This is a genomic window from Pseudomonas svalbardensis (assembly GCF_030053115.1).
GTDB classification, from domain to species: Bacteria; Pseudomonadota; Gammaproteobacteria; order Pseudomonadales; family Pseudomonadaceae; genus Aquipseudomonas; species Aquipseudomonas svalbardensis.
This window is the reverse complement of record NZ_CP125619.1, coordinates 6158349-6184738: the sequence shown is the minus strand read 5'-3', so window position 1 is coordinate 6184738 and position 26390 is coordinate 6158349. Positions and strand designations below refer to the sequence as shown.

Sequence of the window (26390 nt, the reverse complement as noted above, 5' to 3'; positions counted from 1 at the left end):
CCGTGTCGTTTAACCACTACTACCAAAGCGAACTCACCGCACTTCGCCAGTTAGGTCGTCGATTCGCCGAGCGTAGCCCGGCGCTGGCGCCTTTCCTGGGTCAGGCCGGGCGGGATCCGGACGTGGAGCGGTTGCTGGAAGGCTTTGCGTTCCTGACCGGCCGCTTGCGTCAGAAGCTCGACGACGAGTTGCCGGAGCTCAGCCATTCGCTGATGCATTTGCTGTGGCCCAACTACATGCGCCCGCTGCCGGCGTTCAGCATTTTGCAATTCGATCCGTTGAAGCGTTCCGGGCCTGCGTTGATGGTCGAGCGTGACACGCCGGTTGAGAGTGTGCCGATCGATGACGTGCGTTGCCGTTTCCGTACCTGCTACCCGACCGAAGTTTTGCCGCTGGATCTGGCTGCACTGACGTATTCGGTGAAAGGCGACGGTTCGCTGTTGAGCCTGCGTCTGGAGATGAGCGCTGACGGTCACCTCGGTGAACTGGAGCTGAGTCGTCTGCGTCTGCACTTCGCCGGTGAGCGCTACATCAGCCAGATGCTTTACCTGAGCCTGTTGCGCAACCTGGAAGGCATCGAGCTGATCCCGCTGGACGGCGCCGGCAAGCCCATCAACGGCGTCAACGGCACGCCAATGGCCTTCAAGATGCCCGGCGACCGCGTGCAGCCGGTGGGTTTCGCCGAAGAAGAAGCGTTGATCCCGTATCCGCTGAACACCTTCCGTGGCTACCGCTACTTGCAGGAATATTTCGCCTTCCAGGACAAATTCCTGTTCGTCGACGTCAACGGTCTGGACATTCTCAAGGCGTTGCCGGAAGACACGCTCAAGCAGATGCGCGGCCTCGAATTGCGCTTCGATATTCGCAAGAGCGGCATTCAGCGCCTGCGCCCGACGCTGGACAACGTGAAGCTCTACTGCACGCCCATCGTCAACCTGTTCAAGCACGATGCACTGCCGATCCGCCTCGACGGAAAACAGGACGAATACCTGCTGCTGCCAGCCGAATACGACCTGGAAAACTGCGGTGTGTTTTCGGTGGAAACCGTCACCGGCTGGAAGCCCGGCGGCCTTGGTTATCAGGAGTACGTGCCGTTCGAATCGTTTGAGCACGACCCGAGTTTCGACGTGCCCAACAGCCGTCCGCACTACAGCATTCGCCAGCGTTCGTCCTCGTTGCACGACGGCCTCGACACTTATCTCAGCTTCGGCATCCGTCACACCGAAGCCCATGAAACCCTGTCGATCGAGCTGATGTGCACCAACCAGAACCTGCCGCGCAAGCTCAAGCTCGGCGACATCTGCATGGCCTGCGAAGAGACGCCGGAGTTCCTCAGTTTCCGCAACATCACCCCGGCCACGCCCAGTTATGCGCCGCCGCTGAACCGTGACTTCCTCTGGAAGCTGATCAGCAACATGTCGCTTAACTATCTGTCGCTGGCCGACGTCAATGCGTTGAAGGTGATTCTCGAAACCTACGACCTGCCGCGCTACTACGACCAACACGCTGAAAAAGTCAGCAAGCGCCTGTTGGGTGGGCTCAAGTCGATCAAACACCAACACGTCGATCGCTTGCACCGAGGGTTGCCGGTACGCGGGTTGCGCACCGAGCTGACCATCGATCCGGAAGGGTATATCGGCGAGGGCGACCTGTTCGTTTTCGCTTCAGTTCTTAACGAGTTTTTCGCGCTTTACGCCAGTCTCAATTCGTACCACGAGCTGCGGGTAAAAAGCACACAGGGAGAGGTGTACCAATGGACACCACGTATGGGTCTGCAACCCCTGCTTTAAGCGGGCTGACCCGGGTAATACGCGAGTACTCGCTGTTTCAGGCCGTGCTGCTGGTGGTTGACCGGCTGCGCGAGGCGCACCCGTACCTGAGCGAAGACGATCTGTATGACCAGCTGGAATTCCAGGCCAATCCGAGCCTGGGTTTCCCCGGCAGTGACGTCGATCGCGTGGAGTTTTTCGAAGAGCACGGGCAGATGCGCGCGCGTCTGCGTTTCAACCTGATCGGCCTGGTCGGTTCCGGTTCGCCGCTGCCGGCGTTCTACGGCGAACAGGCCCTGGGCGATAGCGAAGACGGCAACCCGACCCGCAACTTTCTCGACCTGTTCCACCATCGCCTGCAACGGCTGATGCTGCCGATCTGGAAAAAATACCGCTACCGCGCAAGCTTCCAGAGCGGCGCCCTCGACCCGTTTTCGTCGCAGTTGTTTGCGTTGATCGGCCTCGGTGGCGAAGAGATCCGCCGGGCCCAGGAACTGAACTGGAAACGCCTGCTGCCGTACCTCGGCCTGCTCAGCTTGCGGGCGCACTCGGCGGCACTGATCGAAGCGGTGCTGCGTTACTACTTCAAGCACGCCGAGCTGACCATCGAGCAGTGCATCGAGCGCCGCGTCGAAATCCTCGACGAGCAGCGCAATCGCTTGGGCCGCGCCAACAGCCTGCTCGGCGAAGACCTGGTGCTGGGCGAACACGTGCGTGACCGCAGCGGCAAATTTCGCATTCACATCCGCGAACTCGACTGGCAACGCTTCCACGAATTCCTGCCGATCGGTTTCGGCTACCAACCGCTCTGCGCGTTGGTGCGGTTCACCCTGCGTGACCCGCTCGATTACGACATTCGCCTGGTGCTGCGCCAGGAAGAAATCCGCGAACTGCGCATCGGTGAGCAGAACGCCTGTCGCCTGGGATGGACCAGTTGGCTCGGCCGCGAAAAAGCGGACGGCGTGGTGACCCTGGGCAGCAAAATTCATTAAGGACAGATGACCTATGATCAACGTAGACCTGCAACAACTTATCCAGGCGCTGGACGCCGAAACCCGTCGTGACCTGGAAAGTTCGGCCGAACGCTGCGTCGCCCGTGGCGGCAGCAAGATCCTCGTCGAAGACTTGCTGCTGGGCTTGCTGGAGCGCCCGCAAGGCTTGCTCGCACGCGCGCTGCAAGACGCCGAAGTGGATGCCGGTGAGCTCAGCGCCGCGTTGCAATCGCGGGTCGAGCACAGCGCTTCGCGCAACCCGGTGTTCGCCCCGGAACTGGTGCAGTGGCTGCAAGACGCGTTGTTGGTGGCCAACCTTGAACTGGGCCAAAGCCAGGTCGAGCAAGCCGCGTTGATTCTCGCGCTGTTGCGCAACCCGATGCGCTACGCCGGCAGCCGCTATCAATCGTTGCTGGCCAAACTGAACATCGAACGCCTGAAAGAATTCGCCCTGTCGCAGAAAGAACAACCGGCCACCGGTAAACCCGCTGTGCCGGGCGAATCGCTGCTGCAGCGCTTCACCCACAACCTGACCCAACAGGCCCGCGACGGCAAACTCGACCCGGTGTTGTGTCGCGATGGCGCGATCCGTCAGATGGTCGACATCCTCGCCCGTCGCCGCAAGAACAACCCGATTGTGGTCGGTGAAGCCGGCGTCGGTAAAACCGCCATCGTCGAAGGCCTGGCCTCGCGCATCGCGGCTGGTGAAGTGCCGCAAGTCTTGAAAGGCGTCGAGCTGCTGTCGCTGGACATGGGCCTGTTGCAGGCGGGCGCCAGCGTCAAAGGTGAGTTCGAACGCCGCCTCAAAGGCGTGATCGACGAAGTCAAAGCCTCGCCGAAACCGATCATCCTGTTCATCGACGAAGCTCACACACTGATCGGCGCGGGCGGTAATGCCGGCGGTTCCGACGCGGCCAACCTGCTCAAGCCAGCCCTGGCCCGTGGCGAGTTGCGCACCATCGCCGCCACCACCTGGGCGGAGTACAAGAAGTACTTCGAAAAAGACCCGGCCCTGGCCCGTCGTTTCCAACCGGTGCAACTGCACGAACCGACCGTCAACGAAGCGGTGACCATCCTCCGTGGCCTGGCTCAGGTCTACGAGAAGAGCCACGGCATCTACCTGCGCGATGACGCGGTGGTTGCGGCGGCCGAGTTGTCTGCTCGCTATCTCGCTGGCCGTCAGCTGCCGGACAAAGCCGTCGACGTGCTCGACACCGCGTGCGCCCGCGTGCGAATCAGCCTCGCCGCTGCCCCGGAAAGCCTCGAACGCCTGCGTGGCGAACTGGCCGAAGGTGGCCGTCAGCGTCAGGCCCTGCGCCGTGATGCCGAGGCCGGTCTGCTGATCGATCACGAAGCGCTGGAGGCTTTGGAAGATCGCCTGGCTGCCGCCGACGACGAAAGGGTCGCGCTGGAAACCCTTTGGACCGAGCAGAAAGAACTGGCAGAGCGCCTGCTGGACCTGCGTCAGCAATTGGCCAAGGCCCGCGAAGCTGCCGCAGTCGAGCCCACTGTCACGGTTGAAGAAGATGCCGAAGGCACCGTGATCGAAACGCTACCAGTGGACGAAGCGCAAAGCGTTGAAACCCTGGAAGCCGCGCTCAACGAAACTCACAAAGCCCTGACCGAACTTCAGATCAAAGAACGTCTGGTGAGTTTTGAAGTCTGCCCGCGTCTGGTCGCCGAAGTGATCAGCGCCTGGACCGGCGTGCCGCTGGCGCAACTGGCCCGTGAGCACAACGCCAAGGTCGCGAGCTTCGCCACCGACTTGCGCACGCGCATCCGTGGTCAGGAACAAGCCGTTCACGCACTGGACCGCTCGATGCGCGCCACCGCTGCCGGCCTGAACAAACCTGATGCGCCGGTCGGCGTGTTCCTGCTGGTCGGCCCGAGCGGCGTCGGCAAGACCGAAACTGCGCTGGCCCTGGCGGACTTGCTGTACGGCGGTGATCGTTTCATCACCACCATCAACATGTCCGAGTTCCAGGAGAAACACACCGTCTCGCGCCTGATCGGTGCGCCGCCGGGCTACGTCGGTTATGGCGAGGGCGGCATGCTCACCGAAGCCGTGCGCCAGAAACCGTACTCGGTGGTGCTGCTCGATGAAGTCGAGAAAGCCGACCCGGACGTGCTCAACCTGTTCTACCAAATCTTCGACAAAGGCGTGGCCAACGACGGCGAAGGGCGCGAGATCGACTTCCGCAACACGTTGATCCTGATGACCTCAAACCTGGGCAGCGACCGCATCGCCGAGCTCTGTGAAAACGGCGCGCGGCCGTCGGCCGAAGTACTCGAAGAAACCATCCGCCCGGTGCTGAGCAAACACTTCAAACCGGCGCTGCTGGCGCGCATGCGCGTGGTGCCTTACTACCCGGTCGGTGGCCCGGTGCTGCGCGAGCTGATCGAAATCAAACTCGGCCGTTTGGGCGAGCGCCTGAACCGTCGTCAACTGGATTTCACTTACTCGCAAGACCTCGTCGATCACTTGGCCGAACGCTGCACCCAAAGCGACAGCGGCGCGCGCCTGATCGACCATTTGCTCGACCTGCACGTGCTGCCGCTGGTGGCCGACCGCTTGCTCGATGCGATGGCCACCGGCGAAAGCCTCAAGCGTGTCCACGCGACGCTCGACGGCAACGCCAGCGTGACGTGCGAGTTCGCCTGAGGTGGGTGTGATGTTCACTCAAGTGCCGCAACCGCTGGTCTATGCCGAAGCCTTGCTGGCGCAGTTCGCCAGCTTGTCGCGCGCGGCGGACGGTGCTGCGCTGCTGGGTGACTTCGTGCGCGGCTTGGCCGAGCTCAGCGGTTGTGAGTTGACGCAGCTGTACCTGCTGGACGCGACTCACACGTGCCTGGGGATGAACGCCGAATGCCTCAACGGCATCCTGCAACCCCGGGAATCGGCGAGCCTGCCGGCGGATTACAACGGTGAACAACTGCTGCAATTCGCCCTGTGCCAGAACCGCGTGGTGTGCCTCAGCGAGCTGAGCGGCAGCCTGCACGAAACCAGTTTCCTGCCGCCTCAGGCCATGCCTTGGCAGTCGCTGTTGTGTGTGCCGCTGGTCAATCAGCAGAAAGCCGTCGAAGGCTTGCTGCTGTGCGCCAGTCGCCGGCACATCGACCTGCAAGGCTTTGCCGATTCCCTTGGTCAACTCGGTTCGTTCGTGCTCGGCCAATTGCATTTGCTGCAACGTCTGCGTCAGCCAACCGTTGATGCGCGGCCAGTGAAGGCCAGCGTCCCGAGCGCCAGCGGCTACGGTTTGATCGGCAAGAGTTCGGCCATGCGCCAGACCTATTCGCTGATCAGCAAAGTCCTGCACAGCCCATATACCGTGCTGCTGCGCGGTGAAACCGGCACCGGCAAGGAAGTGGTGGCGCGGGCGATTCACGATTGCGGGCCGCGCCGTTCTCAGGCGTTCATCGTGCAGAACTGCGCGGCGTTCCCCGAGAACCTGCTGGAAAGCGAACTGTTCGGCTACCGCAAAGGTGCGTTCACCGGTGCTGATCGCGACCGTGCCGGGCTGTTCGATGCGGCCAACGGCGGCACCTTGCTGCTCGATGAAATCGGCGACATGCCGTTGTCCCTGCAGGCCAAGCTGTTGCGGGTTCTGCAGGAGGGCGAGATTCGCCCATTGGGTTCCAACGACACCCACAAGATCGACGTGCGCATCATCGCCGCGACTCACCGGGATTTGTCGGTGCTGGTCAGCGAAGGCAAATTCCGCGAGGACTTGTACTACCGCCTCGCGCAGTTCCCGATCGAGTTGCCGGCCCTGCGTCAGCGCGAAGGCGACATCCTCGACCTGGCCCGGCACTTCGCCGACAAGGCGTGCTCGTTCTTGCAGCGTGATGCGGTGTGCTGGTCCGATGCGGCGCTGGATCACCTGTCCGGTTACACCTTCCCCGGCAACGTGCGTGAACTCAAAGGCCTGGTCGAACGCGCGGTGCTGTTGTGCGAGGGCGGTGAGTTACTGGCCGAACATTTTTCCCTGCGCATGGAAGCCATGCCGGAAGACAGCAGTGGCCTGAACCTGCGCGAACGCCTGGAGCAGGTCGAGCGCAGTCTGTTGCTCGATTGCCTGCGCAAAAACGACGGCAACCAAACCCTTGCGGCCCGCGAACTTGGGCTGCCGCGCCGCACGCTGCTGTATCGCCTCGGGCGCCTGAATATCAACCTGGGTGATTTCGATGGCTAGGCAAACAACCGTCGACTTCACCTCATCCGCTTCCAATAGCGCCGCCCAAACGGGTCGGCGCTTTGTACTTTGTCTACCCCTGGAGACCCTCTGATGTCTGTTCGTCACTGGCAAGCCGTCCTGCTGACCCTCGTCGTTCTATGCGGCCTCGGCGGCTGTAGCGGCAATTACAAATACAACGACAACACCTATCGCCCATTGGGTGATCCGCAGGCGGTCAATCGCGGCAAGTGACCGCAAGGAGTATCACCATGGAACTGGTTTTCGAAATGCTGAACACCAAGCAGTTCGTGCCCACGGATTTGTGCCAGAAGACCTTCAAACAGGCCGGTGGCGTGATCGGTCGGGGCGAGGATTGCGACTGGATCATCCCGGACCGCAAGCGTCACCTGTCCAACCACCACGCGTTGATCAGCTACCGCGAAGGCACGTTTTTCCTGACCGATACCAGCAGCAACGGTATCCAGGACAGCGAAAGCGGCGCGCGCCTGCGCAAGGGCGAAGCGATGCGCATCGAGCACGGCAGCGTCTACGTGCTGGGTGACTTCGAGATCCGTGCGCGGCTGGTGCGCGACCCGGCGACCTTCGACGTTGAAGTCGGCCGTCCGCAAGCGGCAGGCAGCATCATCCCTGATGACGCGTTTCTCGATCTCGACCCACTCAATGCCCTCGATCAGCAAGAGCGCGTGTACTCGGAAATCGACGAGCTGATCTCCCCGAGCACGACCATCGAGGACACCCGTCAGCGCGCCGACTATGCGCGCATCGACATGGAAAGCCTGATGGTGCCGGAGCTGATCAACGCCCCGGCAGAGCCAGCCCCCGCGCCACCGCCGAAAGCGGTCGAGCGTCAGAGTGAAGGTTTCTGGGAGCACTTCGGTGCGGCGCTGGGCGTGGACCTCAAAGGCCTCGACCACGATGCCCGCGAAGCCCTGGCGCTGAACGCTGCACGCCTGCTCAAGCAAAGCGTCGGCGGTTTGCAGCAGAGCCTGCGCACCCGCAGCGAACTGAAAAACGAACTGCGTCTGGCCCAGACCACCGTGCAAGGCACGAACAAAAACCCACTGAAATTTGCCGTCGATGCCGGTGAAGCGCTGGGCATTTTGTTGCAGGGTAACAAGCCGGGTCAGTTGCCGGCCGAGCAGGCGGTCTCCCGTGCGTTCCGCGATTTGCAGGCGCATCAGGTGGCCTTGCTGACGGCCAGCCGCGCCGCTGTTCGCGGCACGCTTGAACACTTCTCGCCACAGCAATTGACCCTGCGTTTCGAGCGCGACAACAAGCCTTTGCTGGCCACGTCCGGCAGTCGCTGGAGAGCTTACGGTCGTTATCACCAGGCCCTGCGTCAGGACGATGACTGGAGCGAGCGCCTGCTGGCCCGCGACTTCGCTCAGGCCTACGAAGAACAGATCCGCCTGATTTCCACCCTTCACACCGACCACCAAGGATGATGCGCATGTCTCGCTGCTCGACCGCTTTTTTCAAGACGCTGACGGCGTTCGCGGCCCTGGTGCTGCTGGCCGGCTGCTCGTCGCTGTCGCCGTATTCCCACGTCACCAAACTCAACCTGAAGCTGACCGCCAGCGATCAGCTGAACCCGGACCTCAACGGGCGTCCGTCGCCGATCGTTGTCCGTCTGTTCGAGCTTAAGCATCCGGTGACGTTCGAGAACGCTGATTTCTTCAGCCTGTACGAGCGCGCCAAGGAATCCCTGGCCCCGGACCTGGTGGCCAGCGAAGAAATTGAACTGCGTCCAGGTGAAACCGTGGAGATGAAACTCAGCGTGGAGGAGGGCAGTCGTTACGTCGGCATCCTCGCCGCCTACCGCGATCTGCCGGAAACCAAATGGCGCTACACGGTGCAAGTCACCCCGGTGGAAGTCACCGACGCTGATCTGACCCTCGACCAGGCCGGCATCCGCAACAGCAACGAAACGCTCGCCAAGGCGGATGACTGATCATGAATTCCCATAAAGTGATTTGGCAGGAAGGCATGCTGCTGCGCCCGCAGCACTTCCAGCACAACGATCGCTACTACGACCACCAGATGAAGACCCGCACGCAGTTGCTGGGCAGCTACACCTGGGGCTTCCTGAACCTGGACATCGACTTGCAGTTCCTCAACATGGGCAAACTGGTGATCAGCCAGGCCTCGGGGATTCTGCCGGACGGCAGCCTGTTTGAACTCGGCGGCAACACTGAGCCGTTGGCCCTCGACGTGCCGCCGAACACCGGTCATACGCCGATCTACCTGGCGCTGCCATTGGTCACCGGCAACCACATCGAGTCGCGTCGTCCGGAGCAATCCGACGTGCTGGCGCGCTACACCGCGTACGAAGCGGAAGTCGCCGATTCCAACGCCGGCGACGATTCCGCCAGCCAGGTCAGCTGCGGCCGTCCGGACTTCAAACTGTTGCTCGGCGAGCAGCAGAGCGACCAGGCCTACGTGAAACTGAAGATCTGCGAAGTGCTCGACACCACGCCCGACGGCGTGATCAGCCTCGACCCGGACTTCGTGCCGACCTACATTCAGGCGCATTCGTCCAGCTACCTGCTGTCGTGCCTGAAAGAAGTGATCAGCATGCTCGGCCACCGGGGCGACACCATCGCCGAGCGGATCCGCTCCAACGGCAAAGTAGGCGGTGCGGAAGTCGGCGACTTCATGATGCTGCAACTGATCAACCGCACCGAACTGCTGCTGCGCCACTACCTCGGCCTGGAGCAGGTTCACCCGGAAGAGTTGTACCGCACGCTGCTGACCATGCTCGGCGATCTGGCGACCTTCTCCAGCGACAGCAAACGCCCGCGCCTGGACAGCCGTTACCAGCACAGCGACCAGGGCGCGAGCTTCCGCAAGCTGATGGAAGCGATTCGTCAGGTGCTGTCGATGGTGCTCGAACAGCACGCCATCGAACTGGTCCTGCAAGCGCGCCAATACGGGATCATCGTCTCGCCGTTGCACGACCACAAACTGCTGGGCTCGGCCTCGTTCGTGCTCGCCGCCAGTGCCAACTGCGACTCCGAAGAACTGCGCCATCGCTTGCCCGCGCACCTCAAGGTCGGCCCGGTGGAGCGTATTCGCCAACTGGTCAACCTGCATCTGCCTGGCATCAAGGTCAAACCGTTGCCGGTGGCCCCGCGGCAGATCGCGTTCCACTCCAACAAAACCTATTTCATTCTCGAACTCAGTTCCGAAGACCTGGCACAACTCGAGCGCTCCGGCGGCTTCGCGTTCCACGTGTCCGGCGAATTCGCCGAGCTTGAACTGAAATTCTGGGCCATCAGGAACTGACCGACATGATCAAGGACATGGAACATACCCAGGACGATAAAACCGTCCTGCTCGACCGCCAGGGCCACGGCCCTGCTTCGAGCCCGCTGACAGATTTCGCCGCACCGCCGCGTTTCGAACAGCTCGAAGAACGGATGATCTACGCCGCACGCTTGCGCCCGGCTGAAGCGTTCAACATCAGCCTCAATTCGCTGGTCGCAGCCGCCTCCGACCTGTTGTCGGAAGTGGTGCGACTCAAGCACAGCGACACCCGCGAAGACATGTACGCGCTCAACGAGCGACTGACCGCCGGGCTGAAACTGTTTGAAGTGCGTGCGCTGCACAACGGCGCCGAAAGCAGCCAGGTGATGGCCGCGCGTTACGTGCTCTGCACCGTGGTCGACGAAGCCGTCGTGACCACGCCGTGGGGCAACGAAAGCGAGTGGTCGCAGATGAGCCTGCTCAGCAGCTTCCACAACGAAACCTTCGGCGGCGAGAAGTTCTTCCAACTGCTGGATCGCCTGTCGAAAAACCCGGTCAAGCACCTGCCGATGCTGGAGCTGATGTACCTGTGCCTGTCGCTGGGCTTCGAAGGCAAGTACCGGGTGCAAGCCCGCGGCATGCTCGAGCTCGAAGGCATCCGCGACGCCTTGTATCGCCAGATTCGCCAACTTCGCGGCGACGTGCCGCGCGAACTGTCGCCGCATTGGGAAGGCTTGAATGATCAGCGCCGCAGCCTGGTGCGCATCGTGCCAGCGTGGATGGTGGTGTTGTTCACCGTGGTTTGCCTGGTGGTGATGTATTCGGGCTTCGCCTGGGTACTGGGCGAGCAACGCGAAACCGTTCTGCAACCTTATCAGCAGCTTGATCCGGCCGCGGTCCAGCCGCAGTCGCAGCCGTAAACAGGGACGTGTGATGAAAAAGTTTTTCAAGAAAGTCGGCGCATTCTTGCGTCAGACCTGGGTCTGGACCTTGTTGCTGGTGCTGTTCGTCGCGCTGCTGGTGTGGTTCGTCGGGCCACTGCTGGCGGTCAATGACTACAAGTTCTGGGAAGGTTCGACCTCCCGCCTGCTGACCATCAGTGTGCTGTTCCTGATCTGGGGCCTGACCATGGTCTTCGTCAGCTGGCGCGCTGGCGTACGCAAGAAAGCCATCGAAGACACCGAAGACGGCCAGGATCGTATCCGCCGTGAAGAGCTGATCGACGAAGAGCAGAAAGAGCTTCGCGTACGCTTCAAGGATGCGTTGAAAACCCTGAAGACCTCGAGCCTCTATCGCGGTCGCAGCGAACGCTGGCGCAGCGATTTGCCTTGGTACTTGCTGATCGGCCCACAGGGCAGCGGCAAGACCAGCCTGCTGGACTTCTCGGGCCTTGAGTTTCCGATCAACAAGATCGACCGCAAGCTGACCCGCGACACCCTCGGCACCCGTCATTGCGACTGGTACTTCGCCGATCACGGTGTGCTGATCGACACCGCCGGGCGTTACCTGACCCAGCCGGATGCCGAAGTCGATGGCAGCGCCTGGAGCACCTTGCTCGACCTGCTGCGCAAGCGTCGCCGCAACCGTCCGTTGAACGGTGTGCTGGTGACCATTCCGGTGGAAACCCTGCTGGGCGGCAGCGAGCAAGACCTCGACACCCTGGCTCGCCAGGTGCGTGCCCGCCTTCAAGATGTGCATCAGAAACTGCACGTCGATGTGCCGATTTATCTGGTGCTGAGCAAGGCTGACAAGCTGCTCGGTTTCGACGAGTTCTTCGATCAGCTGACCCGCGAAGAAAGCGATCAGGTGCTCGGCACCAGCTTCCGCAAAGAGCAGAGCGGCACCGACGTCGCCGTCCTGCGCGCCGAGTTCGAAGAGCTGCTGCGTCGCCTGAACAGCCAAGTGATCATGCGCATGCACCAGGAGCGCGACACCCAGCGCCGTGGCCGCATCCTCGACTTCCCGCATCAACTGGGGCAGATCGGCGAGCGTCTGTGCCTGTTCGTCGACATGGCGTTCACCGGCAACCGCTACCAGCGTGTCAGCCAGTTGCGCGGTTTTTACCTGACCAGCGCACCGCACCTGACTCAAGAAATGGACCAGACCACCGCCGGCATCGGCGCCAATCTGGGCCTGAACGCTGGCGTGCTGCCAACCTTGCGCAGCGGCCGTTCGCGCTTCATTCACCACTTGCTCAGCCGGGTTATTTTCCCCGAGGCCGATCTGGCCGGTCTGGACAAACGCGAACGCAGCCGCATCCATTGGGGCCAGCGCGCGTTGTACGTGGGCGCATTGTCCGCGCTGGCACTGTTCGGCATGCTGTGGGCGGGCGGATTCTCGGCCAACTACGAGCGTCTGGAAAACCTGCGTAACCTGGCTACCAACTGGACGCAACAGCGCTCGGCCCTGACCGCGCGTGATGATTCCATGGCAGTGCTCAAGCCCCTCGACACCAGTTACGCGGCGACTCAGGTCTTCCCGAAAAAAGGTGACGTGTCGTACCACGAACGTGGCGGCCTGTACCAAGGCGAAGAGGTCAATCCGGTGGTCAAGGAGGCCTACGAGCGGGAGCTTGAAGCGCAACTGCTGCCGAAGGTTGCGACCCTGCTGGAAGGGCAGATCCGCGCCAACATGAAGGACCGCGAACGCCTGCTCAACAGCCTGCGTGCGTACCTGATGTTGAACATGAAAGACCGTCGCGACGGCCCGTGGCTCAAGGATTGGGTTGCCACCGAATGGTCCCAGCGTTACGCCGGCAACACCGCCGTGCAGAACGGTTTGAACACGCACTTCGAGCGTTTGCTGAAGCAGCCGTTTATCTACCCGCTGAACGATCAGCTGGTGGCTCAGGCGCGCCAGGTGTTGCGCAGCGAGTCGCTGGCCAACGTGGTTTACCGGATGCTGCGCGAGCAGGCCCGCAACCTGCCCGAATATCGCCTCAGCCAACACTTGGGCCCACAAGGTGCGCTGTTTGTCGGCACCGAATACGTGATCCCGGGTTTCTACACCCAACAGGGTTATCAGCAGTACTTCTCGGTTCAGGGCAGTGCGCTGGTCACCGATATCCTGCGTGACAACTGGGTGCTGGGCGAAGGCTCGGGCATCAGCGGCATGGACTTGCGTCGCCTGATGGTCGAACTGGAGCAACTGTACTTCCGCGACTACGCCAACTTCTGGAGCGAAGCGGTCGGGCAGGTTGCCTTGCCACCGATCAACGACGCCGGTGAAGGCGCCGAGCAACTGGCTGGCCTGACCTCGGCCAACTCCCCGGTGCTGCAACTGCTGGTGGAAGTGCGCGAGAACACCCGTTTCCCGGCAGAAGCCGAACCGGTTGATCAAGCGGCTGATGCCGCTGCAGCGCTGGGAGAGCAGAAAGGCAAGTTGGGCAAGCTGGGCAAACTGGCGTCTGCCGCAGCAGACCAGGCTTCGGACATGGCAGCGATCAAAAACCTGCCGGACACCGCGAAGAAATCCCTGCAACGCCGCTTCGAACCGCTGCACCGTTTGCTGGATGACAACAACGGCCCGGCCGCTGATTTGACCCCGGCCCTGACGGCGCTCAACGACCTGCAACTGCAACTAGCGAGCCTCGCTCGTGCCAGTGCGCCGGAACAGGCTGCGTTCGAAATGGCCAAGACCCGCATGAGCGGTCAGCGTGATGCGCTGAGCAACTTGCGCAATGCCTCCAACCGTCTGCCGCGTCCGGTCAGCGTGTGGTTCAACGTACTGGCTGAAGACACCTGGCGTCTGGTGCTGAACGACTCCTACCAGTACCTGAACCAGCGTTATCAGAGCGAGCTGTATAGCTTCTATGGCAAGGCGATCAACAAGCGTTATCCGTTCACCGCCCACAGCACCAGCGACGTTGCGATCAGCGACTTCCGCGAGTTCTTCAAGGCGCAGGGCATCAACGATCGCTTCTTTGATACCTACATGCGTCCGTTCGTGAGTGGCGATCCAGGCAACTACCGCCTGCGCAGCATCGACGGTCACAGCATGCCGATCTCCAAGGTCTACCTCGACCAGATGGCCGCGGCACAAGTGATTCGCCAGAGCTTCTTCTCGATCAATCCGGCCGAGCCACAAGTGCAGTTCAAACTGGAGCCGTACACCCTCGACCCGGCCGTCAGCCGTTCCGAGTTCAAGTTTGGCGACAAGACCATCGAATACCGCCACGGCCCAATCGTGCCGGTGTCGTTCAAATGGCCGACCGACGCTGAAGACGGTCGCACCAGCCTGGTCCTCGACAAAATGGCCGGTCGCCCGATCGGCATCGAGAAGAACACCGGCCCATGGTCGCTGTTCCGTCTGTTCGACCTGATGCAGACCGAGTACCTGAGCGGTCGCGATGTGCTGGTGCTCAAAGCTGACGTAGGCGGCCTGCGCGCCAATTACCTGCTTAGCAGCCAGCGCACACCGAACCCGTTCGACATGGGCGTGCTGCGTACCTTCCGTATGCCGGTGCAGCTCTGATGCTGGTTGCCAGTCCCTGGCGCAGCGCTGCGCGTACCGATCCGGGCAAGGTTCGGGCGCGTAACGAAGATGCTTTCCTGGACTGCCCACAGCAGGGGCTGTGGGTGGTCGCGGATGGCATGGGCGGTCATCAGGGTGGCGACATCGCCAGCCAGTTGATCGTCGCCAGCCTGGCGGAATTGCCGGTGCAGCACGACTTCGACGAACGACTCAAAGGTATTCGCCAGTGCCTGCACTGGCTCAACCGCCGCTTGGGTCAGGAGTTGACCGTCACGGCCGGGCGCCACGACAGCATCATGGGCAGCACCGTGGTGGCGCTGCTGGTGGAAGGTAATCGCGCGGCCTGCATCTGGGCCGGCGACAGCCGTTGCTACCTGTGGCGTGGCCAGCGTTTGTATCAGCTGTCCAAGGACCATTCGCTGCAACAACAACTCATCGACGAGCAACAGATGAGCATCGAGGACGCCCGTGCGCATCCTTCGGCCCATGCCCTGACCCGTGCGGTTGGGGCAGCCGATGTGCTGACTCTGGACGTGCTCGAACTCGAGGTTTACCCCGGCGATACGTTTCTGTTGTGCAGCGATGGTTTGTACCAAGGGCTGAGCACCGATGCCTTGGGCAACGCCCTGAGCCTGACCGCGCCGCACGTTGCGCTGGAGCGTCTGTTTGACGGCGCCCTGCGTGGCTCGGCTCGGGACAATCTGACTGCCGTGGTGATCCGAAAATGACTGAACTCATGCCGCCGCTCGACGACCTGCTGGTGACCGACGAGGAAGCCAATAACCTGACCTACTTTGCGTTCGCCAAATCGCACAAAGCAGAGCCTGCGCTGGCGCCGATCAAGGCCAGCATCGGCGAAATGCCGGACGTACTCGCAGGCCGTTACCGCATCGAGCGCCTGCTCGGTGCCGGCGGCATGGGCGCGGTTTACCGCGCACGGGACTTGCTGAGCGAGCAGTTCGGCGATCCCGACCCTTACATCGCGCTGAAAATCCTCAGCGAAGAATTTGCCGAATCGCCGGACGCCAGTGCCTTGCTCTACAGCGAGTTCGCCCTGACCCGACGACTGCGCCACGACAACGTGCTGCGTTTGCACAGCTTTGAAGTGGACACCGATTGCCAGCGCGCCTTCATCACCATGGAACTCATGCGTGGGCTGACCCTGGACAAATTACTCTGCGAGCGGCCGCTGGGCCTGCCGTGGAAAGAACTGCGCGACATCGCGCTGCCGCTGCTCGACGCGCTGGCCTTCGCCCACGCTCGCGGCGTGCTGCACGGTGACATGAAACCGAGCAACGTCATGCTCAGCGAAGAAGGCGTGCGCCTGTTCGACTTCGGTCTGGGCCAGGCCGAGGAGGGCATCTTGCCCGGCCTGCCACACCTGAGCCGCAACCGCTTCAACGCCTGGACCCCCGGCTACGCCGCCCCCGAACTGCTCGAAGGCCAGCCGCTGTCGGCCAGTGCGGATGTCTATGGCGTGGCCTGCGTGCTCTACGAATTGGCGGGCGGCAAACACCCGTTCCGCCGCTTGCCCTCGACCGAAGCCCGCGACGGCCACCTCGAACGCGAGCTGCACGCCCCCAGGAATTTACCGAAACACTGCTGGCCAGCCCTGCGAACGGCGCTGGCTTTCGATGCGGCCAAACGCACCATCACCGCCGCACAACTGCGTGACGCCTTGGGCGCCACTTCGTCTTTGCTGCAGCGCCTGCGACTGCGGGCGTAACGGATGACTACCGAACAGGGAGCAAGCAATGTTCAACCCAGCTAACGAAACCCACTTCAGCCTGACCGTTGAAGACTACGTCGGCGACCTGCAAGTGCTGTCGTTCACCGGCACCGAAGGCATTAGCCAGCCGTATCGCTTCGACCTGGAACTGGTCAGCGAAAACCCCGATCTGGACCTGGAAAAGCTTCTGCACAAACAGGCGTTCCTGGCGTTCGATCCACAGGGTTCCGGCATCCACGGCCAGATCTACCGCGTCGCCCAAGGCGATGCCGGCAAACGCCTGACCCGCTACAAAATCTCGCTGGTGCCGCACCTGCAATACCTGCACCACCGCACCAACCAGCGCATCTACCAGCAGATGTCCGCGCCGAAAATCATCGCGCTGATCCTCGATGAACACGGGATCAAGGGCAACGCCTACAAATTCCAGTTAAGCCAACCCTGCCCGGACCGCGACTACTGCGTGCAGTACGACGAAACCGACCTGCATTTCGTCCAGCGCCTGTGCGAAGAAGAAGGCATTCACTACCACTTCCAGCACAGCGAAAAAGCCCACCTGCTGGTGTTCGGCGACGACCAGACCGTGTTCCCCAAACTCGGCCAGCCAACGGCGTACGTGCAAGGCAGCGGCATGGTCGCCGATGAGCCGGTGATCAAAGGCTTCAAGCTGCGCCTGGAAACCCGCACCGGCCGCGTCACCCGCCGCGACTACGACTTCGAAAAACCACGCCTGCAACTCGAGTCCGCCTACAAACCCGAGGCGCAAAGCGACGCGCCGGACCTCGAAGACTACGACTACCCCGGCCGCTTCATCGACCGTGCGCGCGGTAAATTCCTCAGCCAACGCGCCCTCGAACGCCACCGCGCCGACTACCGCCAGGCCGAAGGCAAAAGCGATCAGACCACCCTGGTCAGCGGCCACTTCCTGGAAATGTCCGACCACCCGCGCACCGAGTGGAACGACCTCTGGCTGCTCACCGAAATCTTCCACGAAGGCAAACAGCCGCAAGTCCTCGAAGAGTCCGTGACCAGCGACACCACCGACCACAAGGACGACTTCCACCAGGGCTACCGCAACCGCTTCCTCGCCACCCCGTGGGACGTCTTCTACCGCCCCGCGCTGGAACACCCAAAGCCCCGCGTCCTCGGCAGTCAGACCGCCATGGTCACTGGCCCTAAAGGCGAAGAAATCCATTGCGACCAATACGGCCGCATCAAAGTGCAATTCCACTGGGACCGCGAAGGGTTGGCTGATGACAAAACCAGCTGCTGGATGCGCGTTTCTTCGAGCTGGGCTGGCGACCGTTATGGCGCCATCGCCATTCCGCGGATCGGTATGGAAGTGTTGGTGACCTTCCTCGAAGGTGATCCCGATCAGCCGCTGGTGACTGGGTGCCTGTATCACAAGGAAAACCAGGTTCCGTACGATTTGCCGGCGAACAAAACCCGGACCGTGTTCAAAACCCTCAGCTCACCGGGGGGCGGCGGGTTTAATGAACTGCGGATTGAGGACAAGAAAGGCGCGGAGCAGATCTTTATTCATTCCCAGCGCGATTGGGATGAAAACATTGAGCATGACCAGAAGATAAGAGTCGGCAATGAGCGGCATGACACGGTGGAGAAGAACACTTACACCGAGCTCAAAGCTGAAGAACATCGCACCACGATTGCGGATCGCAAGACTGAAGCGCGGCTGGATGACCACCTGACAATTGGGCAGAACCAGCATGTGAAGCTGGGGACTGCGCAGCTGACTAGCGTTGGGAAAGAGATTCATCTGAAGGCTGGGGACAAGATTGTCATCGAAGCCGGGATGGAGCTGACAGTAAAAGCAGGTGGCAGCTTCATCAAGCTCGACGCCGGCGGGATTACCGTGGTTGGGCCGGTGATCAAAATCAACGCTGGCGGTTCGGCGGGGAGTGGGACAGGGATTGGGATTAAACCGCCGGTGCTGCCGGGGGCTGCGGATAAGGATAAGGCGGGGAGTTTGATGGATCAGGCGTTGGGGAATGCGTCTGAGGAACTCAAACCAAAAACGAAATACCTGTTATCGCTGTGAAGCCAGCGTTCGATGGATCTGAAAATTTATTAAATATGGATCACACCTATGTTGATTAGCCCTCCGTTTATTCCAACTCCCAGCGCTGGAGAGGACGACGAAGCATTTCTGAATCGAGCGATGCTATGTGGAGCTCCTGGAGATGGTTTTTTTCCTATCAGTTTTGATCTGAACTGGCATGGTGGAACACACCTAAAAGCACCAACAGAAGCGGGTCACGTCCTGCCTGTACGTGCGATTGCCGACGGGACGCTAGCCTATTTTCGCGAGCCCGCCCCTGTGGATACAAATGCTGACGCCCCATTGAATTACAGTGGTTGGACAGACAATGGCTGCATTGTCTTGCGTCACGAAACCGAGATCGGTGAAGGTGCAAATTCGAAGGTGGTCTTTTTTTCGATTTATATGCATCTTTCAAAATTAACGGTGAAAGATCTGAAGAAAGGAATGCAGATTTACCGTAAGGAAGCGCTCGGCGAGGCAGGAAAAATTTACGGTTCTGCTAATAAAATTCATTTTGAAATTATTGCGGATGACAACCAGGTTGCAAACCTGACAGGTCGATCAGAGCGAGAGCTTGAATATCAGACGAAGTCTGGTCGTAAAGCGAGCTGTTGGGGAGATATGTATTTTTGTTTGCCTCCAGAAGTTGTTGGTTACACGGATCACCCTAGTTCATGGGCGGACTCAAACAATGTATCGAGTCGAGCGGTTCGTCCGACAGAAGATCTATTCGTGCGCATAAGCTATAGCCAAGGGCAATGTGTGCTTCGTACCTATACACTTGATGGTAACTGTATTGGTGAGCAAGAAGAGGAAAAGGATTTTGAGTACGATCTTTATCAGGAGGCGACTAAGCGTTATCCAAGTTGTGCAAGCGCGGGTTACGAACTACTTCGCTTTGGTCGAGTGCTCGGGCCTGATGCGCTAGCACCGGCCAATGCTGCTCATTGGAGGAAAGTCGCTCTACCTGGTGGGGTTGCGTGGTTTAACCTAAACGGCACTACTGTTACCTGTTTTAGTGATGCTGACTTTCCTCATTGGCAAGGCTGGAAACTGATTTCCGATGATACCGATGAAGATAGTCATTGTCAGTCTCCATACTTGAGAATGCTTTTGAAATTGGATGAGGATCCTCTATATCCACCTTCAAGAAGTTTGCTGGAAATATCCAAAAATCCTGACCTTAAATATGCGCCACCAAAACCCGAAGAGGAGAGTGTTTACAGTAAGAGTTATCGGATCAAGCAGCATAATAAAGCGATCCTCGAGAAGGAGAGTTCACAACAAAAGCTCAAGCGTTGCATCTTTAAGTTTCCAAGTGAGTGGGGAAAAAGTGACTTCGATACCCGCTACAGTTGGTTGCAGCAAGAGTCAGAGTTGGGTCCGCCTATGCCAAAAGGCGACTATGAAAAACTCAAGGCACACCAAGAAGCTATGGCTTTTTGGGAAGAGGCTGGTTTAACGGATATCGGAATTAAACATTGGCATTTCCCACCGAAAGAGTTTATCGGAGCGTTCAGGAAATGCTCATGGCTAAGCACGAATGAGTTGATTCAATGTATTCCTCGGTCATTTATTGGTGAGGATCATAATAGTAAAACATTATATCGGGCGAGCATTCCGTATTCTGGTGCTTCTCGCAGGGCTGCAAGAATCAAAGTGTCACTTAATGAGGTTATGCGAAAATATCTGGTAGTGACGAAACAACGTATGAGTCAGTTCATGGCGAACGGCTTGGTAGAGTCAGGCTTTTTTTCCTTGTTTTCGGAGCTCGGAGAAGGTAAAGGAAAAAGCTATGGTGATTGGTATGGTAGGGGGATCATTCAGGTAACGCATAAAGACAATTATATTAAGTATTTTAAGCATCGAGGTAGGCAAGTAAATAATGAAGCTCAGAACGTAGCGTGGAGAAATGCAGTTGGATCAGAATCATATGACCAAGCAGAAAGCGCTGGTTTTTGGTGGGCGAAAAATAGGGCCAATAAAACAAGCGATCCTGTAGCTATGAATGTCGCATGGCGGGTTGAGGTGTGTGAGGACTTTAACTGGAAGACACACCAATGTAGCGTTTCTCTCAGTGCTGAGAGTAGACTGAGCAATCCAACGCTAGATCTAGTTGGGCGTCATGTGAATACAGGTAAGCCAACTACAACTATACGTATGAATGGATTACCTGAAAGAAGGGATGCCTTTACTAACGTACAGGCTATACTGTCGGATTTATTGTATTCAAGTCCGGTGCCTGGAGAGTTACCTGCATCAATTCCTTCATTTATTAAGAGGCAGAAACAGTGATTAAGGTCGCGGCTTTGTATTTGTTGTCCTCGTTTTTGCTGGCGTACGCTGGAGAGGATCTAGTTGTTGAAAGCAATGGTTGTGTGATGAAGGTAAAAGATTTCACTGGTTTCTCAGCTGGGAAAACTAGTGAAGGCGAGACCATTGTCAAATACAAATATAAAGACGGTAGGGTGCGGGATATCAAGGTCGGCTGCGAAGATATGACTCTGGCGGATGCAATAGCTGGCGATTATGTGCAGGAGAAAGATGGATTGAAAGTTGGGACTGGATCGCATCCGCTATCAAAAGCAAGACTGTACTCTGGTAGCAATTGGTCTGGAGTAGAGGGCGTATATTTTTTAGGTGCCGTCTGTTTTACCACATCATTTGAGGCAGGCAAGAATCATGTTTTTTTTATAGAGACATGTGGCGAGGAAAAGGACACGAATGAGGTGAGGGGAAGCTTTCTGTCGTTGCTTAAACACGCTGAGACTTATTACGTTGAACCTGGTAATAAATAACAGTTAGATAGAGGGGTAAATTTGTTTTTGTAGTTGGGGATAAAATAAGCCTGTCCACTTTGTCTCTGAAGCAATTTTGAGAGCTACATCCGTAGCGCCGAAGATTCGATAAAAACAAAAAAAATGGGACAGATTTATTTGTGAGACTAGGTATGGCCATAAATAAATCTGTCCCATTTTTCTGCCCGTTTTTTCTTTTGCCCATTTTTAGATGCTGGGCTTTTGAGGCTGCGGCCATCGCTTTTCTATACGAAGTTGATGAAAGTAAAGCCGATCATCTGATCAATCCAAGAGATCTGGTTGAGTACGCTAGAAACTATACTGGATCGACAGCCGTGCAGATGGATCAATCCGGAAACAAAGCAATATGAGTTCAAATAATTTAGTTGTAATGAAGGTAGGTGCTGTAGGTATTTGCCTTGCGTTAGCTATCCTGGTTTCCGGTACCGCTAGTGCGAAAGCATTAAGCGCATGCGGTGTTTCAATCCCGGAAGTGCCAGGGTTTAGTCTGGAGATCAGGGCTGAGAATAATATTTGTTATGGTGAGTTTGCGTCGAAGATAAAATTGAATCCGGATATTTTGACAGAAGAAAACGTTTTTATTATCGAGCCTGTACCATTTGAAACGCGACTTAAAGATACGGCACGATTTGACGGGAAGGGAAATTACATTTACAGCTACGCCGTAGATGATGTGATACGACAGAGCAACGAAGAAGGGAAAGTTAGCCTTGAACAATTGACTGCGTCCGGAACTGCATCGCTTCGAGTAGTAATGTCGCCTTTTATGCTATGGAGTTCGGAAGAGGACATTAGTGCAGCCAGGGAAAAATTTTCGATTGCCAGTTCTGGATTGAGATTTGACTGCTTTTACGGTTTGGCGGGTGTAGGCAAATCAACTGTGACGTTTTCCGTTTGTGTTCCTCGATCAACTGATATTGGTGATCCTAAGCTTTCTGATATTAAAGAAGCTTTTCAGGCTATAAAGCTGGATGTGGCGAATGATTAGGTACTTGTTTCGCCAGCTTCTCTGAACGAAAAGTGAACAGATTTATTTGTGCGCTTCTGCAAATAAAGTCTTCAATGCAACTCGGTGAGGTAATTAAGTGCGGTTTAAAAATCTTGTGATGCCATTGCTTGTGTTGTTATGGAGTGCTTCAGCTTATGCCGAAGTAACGACTTTCAATCCAGTTAAAAAAGTCGAAGCAACTCTTGTGTTGGACGGTTTAACTTTAACGATCGGCGTTAAAGGTGATACCCATGCCGAATCCAGGACAATCGATTTTGAGGCGATTAAAGATCTACATGTTCAGATAGACGATTTTAATTTCGATGGTATGAAGGATTTTGCTGTTTGGCAGATCGATGATGGGATGGGCACCTATACCATTCACCGGATTTTTGTGTATCAGCCGGAAGCTGTTTTTTTCAAGGAAATACTTCCTGATTGTGGTGATGGCTTTGTCAATCTCCGTATAGAGAGCAGGCAGAAAGCTCTTGTCAGCACTTACTGGGAAATGAATGAGGCTAAATCGTGCATGACCACATTTCCTCAACGTTAATGCAGGAAAGGGGACGCCAAGTCCCCTTTTTCGATTCGCGGTTTTTCTACACCTTAGCCCGATGCTCCGCCGGATTCGGCGAATCAATGTGATCCAACGCTCGTTCCACTAACAGATGTACGCCGTCCGCCATCCTGCTGAGTGCCAAGGCAACTGAACGTCGTGAACCTTCCACACCGTCGGCCAAGTCGGCGGCGATGGCGCTGATGGCCAGCAGGTCTTCTGAGGCGTTGGCCAGGAGGGTTTCGGTGTGGAGGTCGGGAGCTACGATGAAGAGGTAGCCTTTGCGACGTTTTTGTTTTTCGTCGGGAGGTGGCGCGAAGTGATGGTCGAGGGCGCGTTCGGCGGCTTCGTGAAGCTTTTTGGAATCGAAGGATTCGTAGGGGGATGTGGCTGAGTCTTCTGGCGGATTAGGTGTTGGCTTGATCATAGATGTATCTCCTGGAATTAAGAGACTGACACCGTTTCGCTTTGCACTTCGAAAGAGGTGGCAGCTGTGCGTTGGTGTGCAAGACCGATCCAGGAACCGGCAGACCCGAAGGCCTCCGACGCACAGCCGCCATAACGACCCGCGAGCATAGAAAAACGCTCGACGAATAGCCATAAGCAATTGCGCACCTGGATTCGGACTTGCACGTCCGAGTCACCATTTTTGCGGTGACGAACAGAGGTTATAGGTGAACTCAAATCACGCCTAGTTCACGAACACCCCCGCGTATTGAAGGAAATGTCCGAGGATGTCGAAGTCAGTGTCAGCGGATGAACAGGTATTTTTAAACACGACACCTGAGCAGGTTAAACGAAGGTTTCTGAGTGATTGACATGGATTGTTTTTTGAAGAGAAGCGGCTACCCGACGGCGCTGATGGTCGGTGTTGTGCTGAGCGTGCTCCTGGGTGGCGCGGATACGTTCGCTGAGGATCAACCTTGCCCGTTCGACGTGCCTCAAACAGAACTGAAGGTCGCAAGCTGCGCTCAGGAAGGGGGCGTGGACATACTCAAGCTTATGCCGCGCAACCAACCTGACTACGACACCAACCTCGACAATCTCCCCACCTTCATTCTGACCGGGAAAAACCTGCAGGCTATTTTGGCGGTCATCGGGACGGATAGTGCCCAGCGTTACAACAAGCTGATAGAACTGCCCAACGCTGACTCAATCATGGATTATTCGGACGCCGCGCCGACAGCAAAAGCTGTAATGCAGCAGCGAGGCTGGACGCTATTGGACATGAAAGACGTGATTTTCCCAGGACCTGGGGGAACTGAAGGGGCTGGATTAATCTGCAACACGCTTCAAGCAGAAACAACAAAGGGCTTAGTGGTGGTTTCTCAGTGCAATTCTTTTTATGAAGATGAGAAATCAAACCTGAAAAAACTCCTCGCCCGAATCACCTGTAAACCCCCAAAAAGTGAAGCCTCGCCAGCGTTGAACACCGACTCAGGCACTATCGTTTTCAACTACACCAAATTACCCGTAGACGAATCCCAAGACCCCGACGAAAAGGCCATCGACGTCGATTTTGTAAATTGCGCCGACGGTAAAAAGACGAATATCGGCGGGCTGCCCTTTTTGGCCGCCACCGGGCGCGTGCAAGCGGCTTTCCTAGCCCAGGCCAAACCCGATACCGCGCCGATGCTGTTCATCATTCATGCCGTCGGAATCAGAGCCTATACGGGCGTTAATTATCTGGGCGAGTACTACACCGTTCATGCATATTCCCCTACGGCGAAGGGTTATGTGCGGGATGAGCGACTGTCGAACTATTTCGGCAATGGCGGCGATATTGCGCGCGATGTCGAGTCGGAGGAGTTGGTCTACACGTTCCCCTACAAAACCGCCGATGATATCGTCGCCAAGCTTAATTCCGCCGCTTATAAACACTGGGCCGCGGGAGACAAGGTAACGCTCACGATCAACAAGAAGACCTCTATCTACAGTTCACCGATTTTCGCCGACGTGACGAAGATGTATTTGATCCAGGGCGATTCGGTGTTGCAGGAAGGGGTTGAGTCGGATTGGGTCAAGATCTTGTTCAAAACTCCGAAGGGCAAATCCATTCGGGGTTGGGTGCAATGCGGCGATGCCGGTGGCTGCTGATCGATACTTCATAGAACGGGTGCCGTAAAACAGATGAAAAACTTAATTCTGGTGTTGCTGGCAGGCTGCTTTATCACGATGGCGAGTGCTGCCGATTTTCAACGCGTGACCGTAGAACCGCAGGGCGAGCAGAAAGTAGTGGGGCCGTGCATCGGCGATCAAAGCACGTTGCAGCTGAAAAATGACGTCATCAGCGTCATGGCGCAGAACGGTGAAAGCTACAGCCTGAATGCCGATGAGCAAACCGAGGCGCTTGCCGCTTATTTCGGTTCGGACGCTGATTCAGGGCTGTGCGTCATGGCTATCAAATATGCCGAGAACGAGGTGAATGAAAGCTTTTCGCTGTTCGTCTTTGATCCGCAGCAGAACCGTTTCAAGCCTTCCGCCGTCAAGACCATCACCAACCCGGAATTTACCAATAATCAAATCATCAGCTACTACAAGGACGGACCCACGAATTACACCGATACCTTATGTTTTGATAGCAAGGATTACTTCCCTTGCGAGAAGCGCGAGTGGTTTGCAGAGCGTCTCGGCAAGCAGCAAATGTGTGAGGGTGAAGACGCTTGCGCACTGCCCGACATCATCAGCGAAGCAACGGGTCAGCCGGTTGACGCGACGATCGCCGATGCCAAGGTTTACTTGCTGACCAAGACCGATGAAGCGGTTTTTACTCAGAGGAAAGCCTATCTGGTACGCGGCGACAGCGTAACGCTGGATGACTACGTTCGAAACGATGAGGGTTTGTACTTTCAGGTGACGTTTGTCGGCAAGGTCAAAACGGTAGGTTGGGTGTCGGCAAAGTCACTCAACATTGCCTATTAGTGGGGACCGGCCAGTCAGCAGTGCGAAGCCGTCGATCCACAGGTTCACCCACAGCTGCGCCGTCAGGGAAAACCACATGTCCTGCGGCGCCCACAGCACGATGCCGGCGATCAACCAGCCCCAGGCCATGGGACTTTTCAGCCGATTGCCGATGCGCACGAGACCGAGCATACGAAATGGTGAGCCAGGGTGGGATGATCGTTTCGATGAGCTACACGAATAAGTCGAGTGGCGAGGAATACGGGTTTTTTTATACAGCCACCGAAGTCTCTTTGGAGAAAGGCTGCCAATGGATGGATGAAGCGCGAGCACAAGCCCTCGCCGGCAAGGTCAATTTCGCCGGACACTACGCTCTGCACAGGGTGGGCTGTAGTGGCAGCACGATGTGTGTCGAGGTGCTGGACGCGCAGACGGGCGAGGTCGCGACGGGTCTGCCCAATGCCTACGACGGCAACTTGCTGACGCTGTCTTACCAGCCCGACAGCAACTTGATCATCGTCTCCGGCATCACCGCCAATACCGAAGAAGACATGAAGGGTAAACGGCTGAAGAACCGCGACCGAACTCACTATTACGAGTTTGTGAACAACGAAATCCGGCTGTTGAAAATCACCGATTCATAAGCGATTTGGCAAAGG

Annotated in this window: 21 protein-coding genes and 1 pseudogene; 20 read left to right on the top strand and 2 right to left on the bottom strand. The window is 57.7% G+C overall.

Going from position 1 to position 26390, the window contains the following annotated elements:
* The first annotated feature begins 2 nt into the window (after positions 1 to 2).
* The 17 genes from tssF (at position 3) to QFX16_RS28615 (ending at position 22827) form a co-directional block, all read left to right on the top strand.
* Positions 3 to 1790 (top strand): type VI secretion system baseplate subunit TssF, encoded by a 1788-nt coding sequence (gene tssF / locus QFX16_RS28695; protein WP_283182217.1) that lies wholly within the window; start codon positions 3 to 5, stop codon positions 1788 to 1790.
* Positions 1754 to 2761 (top strand): type VI secretion system baseplate subunit TssG, encoded by a 1008-nt coding sequence (gene tssG / locus QFX16_RS28690; protein WP_033059313.1) that lies wholly within the window; start codon positions 1754 to 1756, stop codon positions 2759 to 2761. The genes tssF and tssG overlap by 37 nt, the downstream gene beginning before the upstream one ends.
* Positions 2762 to 2774: 13 nt before the next feature.
* A complete protein-coding gene (tssH, locus tag QFX16_RS28685) occupies positions 2775 to 5423 on the top strand; it encodes a type VI secretion system ATPase TssH (protein ID WP_283182216.1) in 2649 nt (882 codons plus the stop codon).
* Positions 5424 to 5433: 10 nt separating this feature from the next.
* Positions 5434 to 6954, top strand: coding sequence for a sigma-54 interaction domain-containing protein (locus tag QFX16_RS28680; RefSeq protein ID WP_283182215.1), 1521 nt, complete (start codon positions 5434 to 5436; stop codon positions 6952 to 6954).
* Positions 6955 to 7047: 93 nt separating this feature from the next.
* Positions 7048 to 7188 carry a hypothetical protein gene (locus QFX16_RS28675; protein ID WP_008150087.1) on the top strand — a complete coding sequence of 47 codons (141 nt, stop codon included), beginning with the start codon at positions 7048 to 7050 and terminating at the stop codon, positions 7186 to 7188.
* A gap of 17 nt (positions 7189 to 7205) precedes the next feature.
* A complete protein-coding gene (gene tagH, locus QFX16_RS28670; protein ID WP_283182214.1) occupies positions 7206 to 8402 on the top strand; it encodes a type VI secretion system-associated FHA domain protein TagH in 1197 nt (398 codons plus the stop codon).
* Between the two features lie 5 nt (positions 8403 to 8407).
* Complete coding sequence (gene tssJ / locus QFX16_RS28665; RefSeq protein WP_008150089.1) at positions 8408 to 8908, top strand: type VI secretion system lipoprotein TssJ; 501 nt, start codon at positions 8408 to 8410, stop codon at positions 8906 to 8908.
* Positions 8909 to 8910: 2 nt separating this feature from the next.
* On the top strand, positions 8911 to 10242 hold the full coding sequence (gene tssK, locus QFX16_RS28660; protein WP_046053871.1) for a type VI secretion system baseplate subunit TssK: 1332 nt from the start codon (positions 8911 to 8913) through the stop codon (positions 10240 to 10242).
* Between the two features lie 5 nt (positions 10243 to 10247).
* Positions 10248 to 11123 carry a type IVB secretion system protein IcmH/DotU gene (gene icmH, locus QFX16_RS28655; protein WP_046045023.1) on the top strand — a complete coding sequence of 292 codons (876 nt, stop codon included), beginning with the start codon at positions 10248 to 10250 and terminating at the stop codon, positions 11121 to 11123.
* 13 nt (positions 11124 to 11136) lie between these two features.
* Positions 11137 to 14676: a type VI secretion system membrane subunit TssM gene (gene tssM / locus QFX16_RS28650; protein WP_283182213.1), complete on the top strand. Its 3540-nt coding sequence runs from the start codon at positions 11137 to 11139 to the stop codon at positions 14674 to 14676.
* Positions 14676 to 15404, top strand: coding sequence for a PP2C family protein-serine/threonine phosphatase (locus QFX16_RS28645; RefSeq protein WP_283182212.1), 729 nt, complete (start codon positions 14676 to 14678; stop codon positions 15402 to 15404). The genes tssM and QFX16_RS28645 overlap by 1 nt, the downstream gene beginning before the upstream one ends.
* Positions 15401 to 16402: a serine/threonine-protein kinase gene (locus tag QFX16_RS28640; RefSeq protein ID WP_283182211.1), complete on the top strand. Its 1002-nt coding sequence runs from the start codon at positions 15401 to 15403 to the stop codon at positions 16400 to 16402. The genes QFX16_RS28645 and QFX16_RS28640 overlap by 4 nt, the downstream gene beginning before the upstream one ends.
* 28 nt (positions 16403 to 16430) lie before the next feature.
* Complete coding sequence (locus QFX16_RS28635) at positions 16431 to 18464, top strand: type VI secretion system Vgr family protein (protein ID WP_283182210.1); 2034 nt, start codon at positions 16431 to 16433, stop codon at positions 18462 to 18464.
* Positions 18465 to 18512: 48 nt separating this feature from the next.
* The gene (locus QFX16_RS28630) at positions 18513 to 20762 is read left to right on the top strand and encodes a M23 family metallopeptidase (protein WP_283182209.1); all 2250 of its coding nucleotides are present in this window, start codon (positions 18513 to 18515) and stop codon (positions 20760 to 20762) included.
* Complete coding sequence (locus QFX16_RS28625) at positions 20759 to 21265, top strand: hypothetical protein (RefSeq protein ID WP_283182208.1); 507 nt, start codon at positions 20759 to 20761, stop codon at positions 21263 to 21265. The genes QFX16_RS28630 and QFX16_RS28625 overlap by 4 nt, the downstream gene beginning before the upstream one ends.
* 367 nt (positions 21266 to 21632) lie before the next feature.
* Entirely contained in the window at positions 21633 to 22274 is a 642-nt protein-coding gene (locus tag QFX16_RS28620) for a hypothetical protein (protein ID WP_283182207.1), read from the top strand.
* Between the two features lie 97 nt (positions 22275 to 22371).
* Positions 22372 to 22827 carry an XAC2610-related protein gene (locus tag QFX16_RS28615; protein ID WP_283182206.1) on the top strand — a complete coding sequence of 152 codons (456 nt, stop codon included), beginning with the start codon at positions 22372 to 22374 and terminating at the stop codon, positions 22825 to 22827.
* 46 nt (positions 22828 to 22873) lie between these two features.
* On the opposite strand, the gene QFX16_RS28610 is transcribed toward QFX16_RS28615, so the two are convergent.
* On the bottom strand, positions 22874 to 23257 hold the full coding sequence (locus tag QFX16_RS28610; protein WP_283182205.1) for a DUF6124 family protein: 384 nt from the start codon (positions 23255 to 23257) through the stop codon (positions 22874 to 22876).
* Between the two features lie 392 nt (positions 23258 to 23649).
* Between QFX16_RS28610 and QFX16_RS28605 the strand changes: the two genes are divergently transcribed.
* Entirely contained in the window at positions 23650 to 24927 is a 1278-nt protein-coding gene (locus tag QFX16_RS28605) for a hypothetical protein (protein WP_283184653.1), read from the top strand.
* A gap of 33 nt (positions 24928 to 24960) precedes the next feature.
* Entirely contained in the window at positions 24961 to 25752 is a 792-nt protein-coding gene (locus QFX16_RS28600) for a hypothetical protein (protein WP_283182204.1), read from the top strand.
* On the opposite strand, the pseudogene QFX16_RS28595 reads toward QFX16_RS28600, so the two are convergent.
* Positions 25732 to 25923, bottom strand: a pseudogene (locus QFX16_RS28595) (cell division protein); the annotation flags it as partial. The gene QFX16_RS28600 and the pseudogene QFX16_RS28595 overlap by 21 nt on opposite strands.
* Before the next feature lie 5 nt (positions 25924 to 25928).
* Here QFX16_RS28595 and QFX16_RS28590 point away from each other — a divergent pair.
* A complete protein-coding gene (locus QFX16_RS28590) occupies positions 25929 to 26375 on the top strand; it encodes a hypothetical protein (protein ID WP_283182203.1) in 447 nt (148 codons plus the stop codon).
* Positions 26376 to 26390: the final 15 nt, after the last annotated feature.

Coding starts and splice junctions, on each gene's coding strand:
- tssK (WP_046053871.1), top strand. CDS start 8,911: ATGAATTCCCATAAAGTGATTTGGCAGGAAGGCATGCTGCTGCGCCCG.
- QFX16_RS28645 (WP_283182212.1), top strand. CDS start 14,676: ATGCTGGTTGCCAGTCCCTGGCGCAGCGCTGCGCGTACCGATCCGGGC.
- QFX16_RS28630 (WP_283182209.1), top strand. CDS start 18,513: ATGTTGATTAGCCCTCCGTTTATTCCAACTCCCAGCGCTGGAGAGGAC.
- QFX16_RS28635 (WP_283182210.1), top strand. CDS start 16,431: ATGTTCAACCCAGCTAACGAAACCCACTTCAGCCTGACCGTTGAAGAC.
- QFX16_RS28590 (WP_283182203.1), top strand. CDS start 25,929: ATGGTGAGCCAGGGTGGGATGATCGTTTCGATGAGCTACACGAATAAG.
- QFX16_RS28640 (WP_283182211.1), top strand. CDS start 15,401: ATGACTGAACTCATGCCGCCGCTCGACGACCTGCTGGTGACCGACGAG.
- tssH (WP_283182216.1), top strand. CDS start 2,775: ATGATCAACGTAGACCTGCAACAACTTATCCAGGCGCTGGACGCCGAA.
- QFX16_RS28600 (WP_283182204.1), top strand. CDS start 24,961: ATGAAAAACTTAATTCTGGTGTTGCTGGCAGGCTGCTTTATCACGATG.
- QFX16_RS28610 (WP_283182205.1), bottom strand. CDS start 23,257: ATGATCAAGCCAACACCTAATCCGCCAGAAGACTCAGCCACATCCCCC.
- tssM (WP_283182213.1), top strand. CDS start 11,137: ATGAAAAAGTTTTTCAAGAAAGTCGGCGCATTCTTGCGTCAGACCTGG.
- tagH (WP_283182214.1), top strand. CDS start 7,206: ATGGAACTGGTTTTCGAAATGCTGAACACCAAGCAGTTCGTGCCCACG.
- tssG (WP_033059313.1), top strand. CDS start 1,754: ATGGACACCACGTATGGGTCTGCAACCCCTGCTTTAAGCGGGCTGACC.
- QFX16_RS28680 (WP_283182215.1), top strand. CDS start 5,434: ATGTTCACTCAAGTGCCGCAACCGCTGGTCTATGCCGAAGCCTTGCTG.
- QFX16_RS28620 (WP_283182207.1), top strand. CDS start 21,633: ATGAGTTCAAATAATTTAGTTGTAATGAAGGTAGGTGCTGTAGGTATT.
- tssJ (WP_008150089.1), top strand. CDS start 8,408: ATGTCTCGCTGCTCGACCGCTTTTTTCAAGACGCTGACGGCGTTCGCG.
- QFX16_RS28605 (WP_283184653.1), top strand. CDS start 23,650: ATGGATTGTTTTTTGAAGAGAAGCGGCTACCCGACGGCGCTGATGGTC.
- icmH (WP_046045023.1), top strand. CDS start 10,248: ATGATCAAGGACATGGAACATACCCAGGACGATAAAACCGTCCTGCTC.
- QFX16_RS28675 (WP_008150087.1), top strand. CDS start 7,048: ATGTCTGTTCGTCACTGGCAAGCCGTCCTGCTGACCCTCGTCGTTCTA.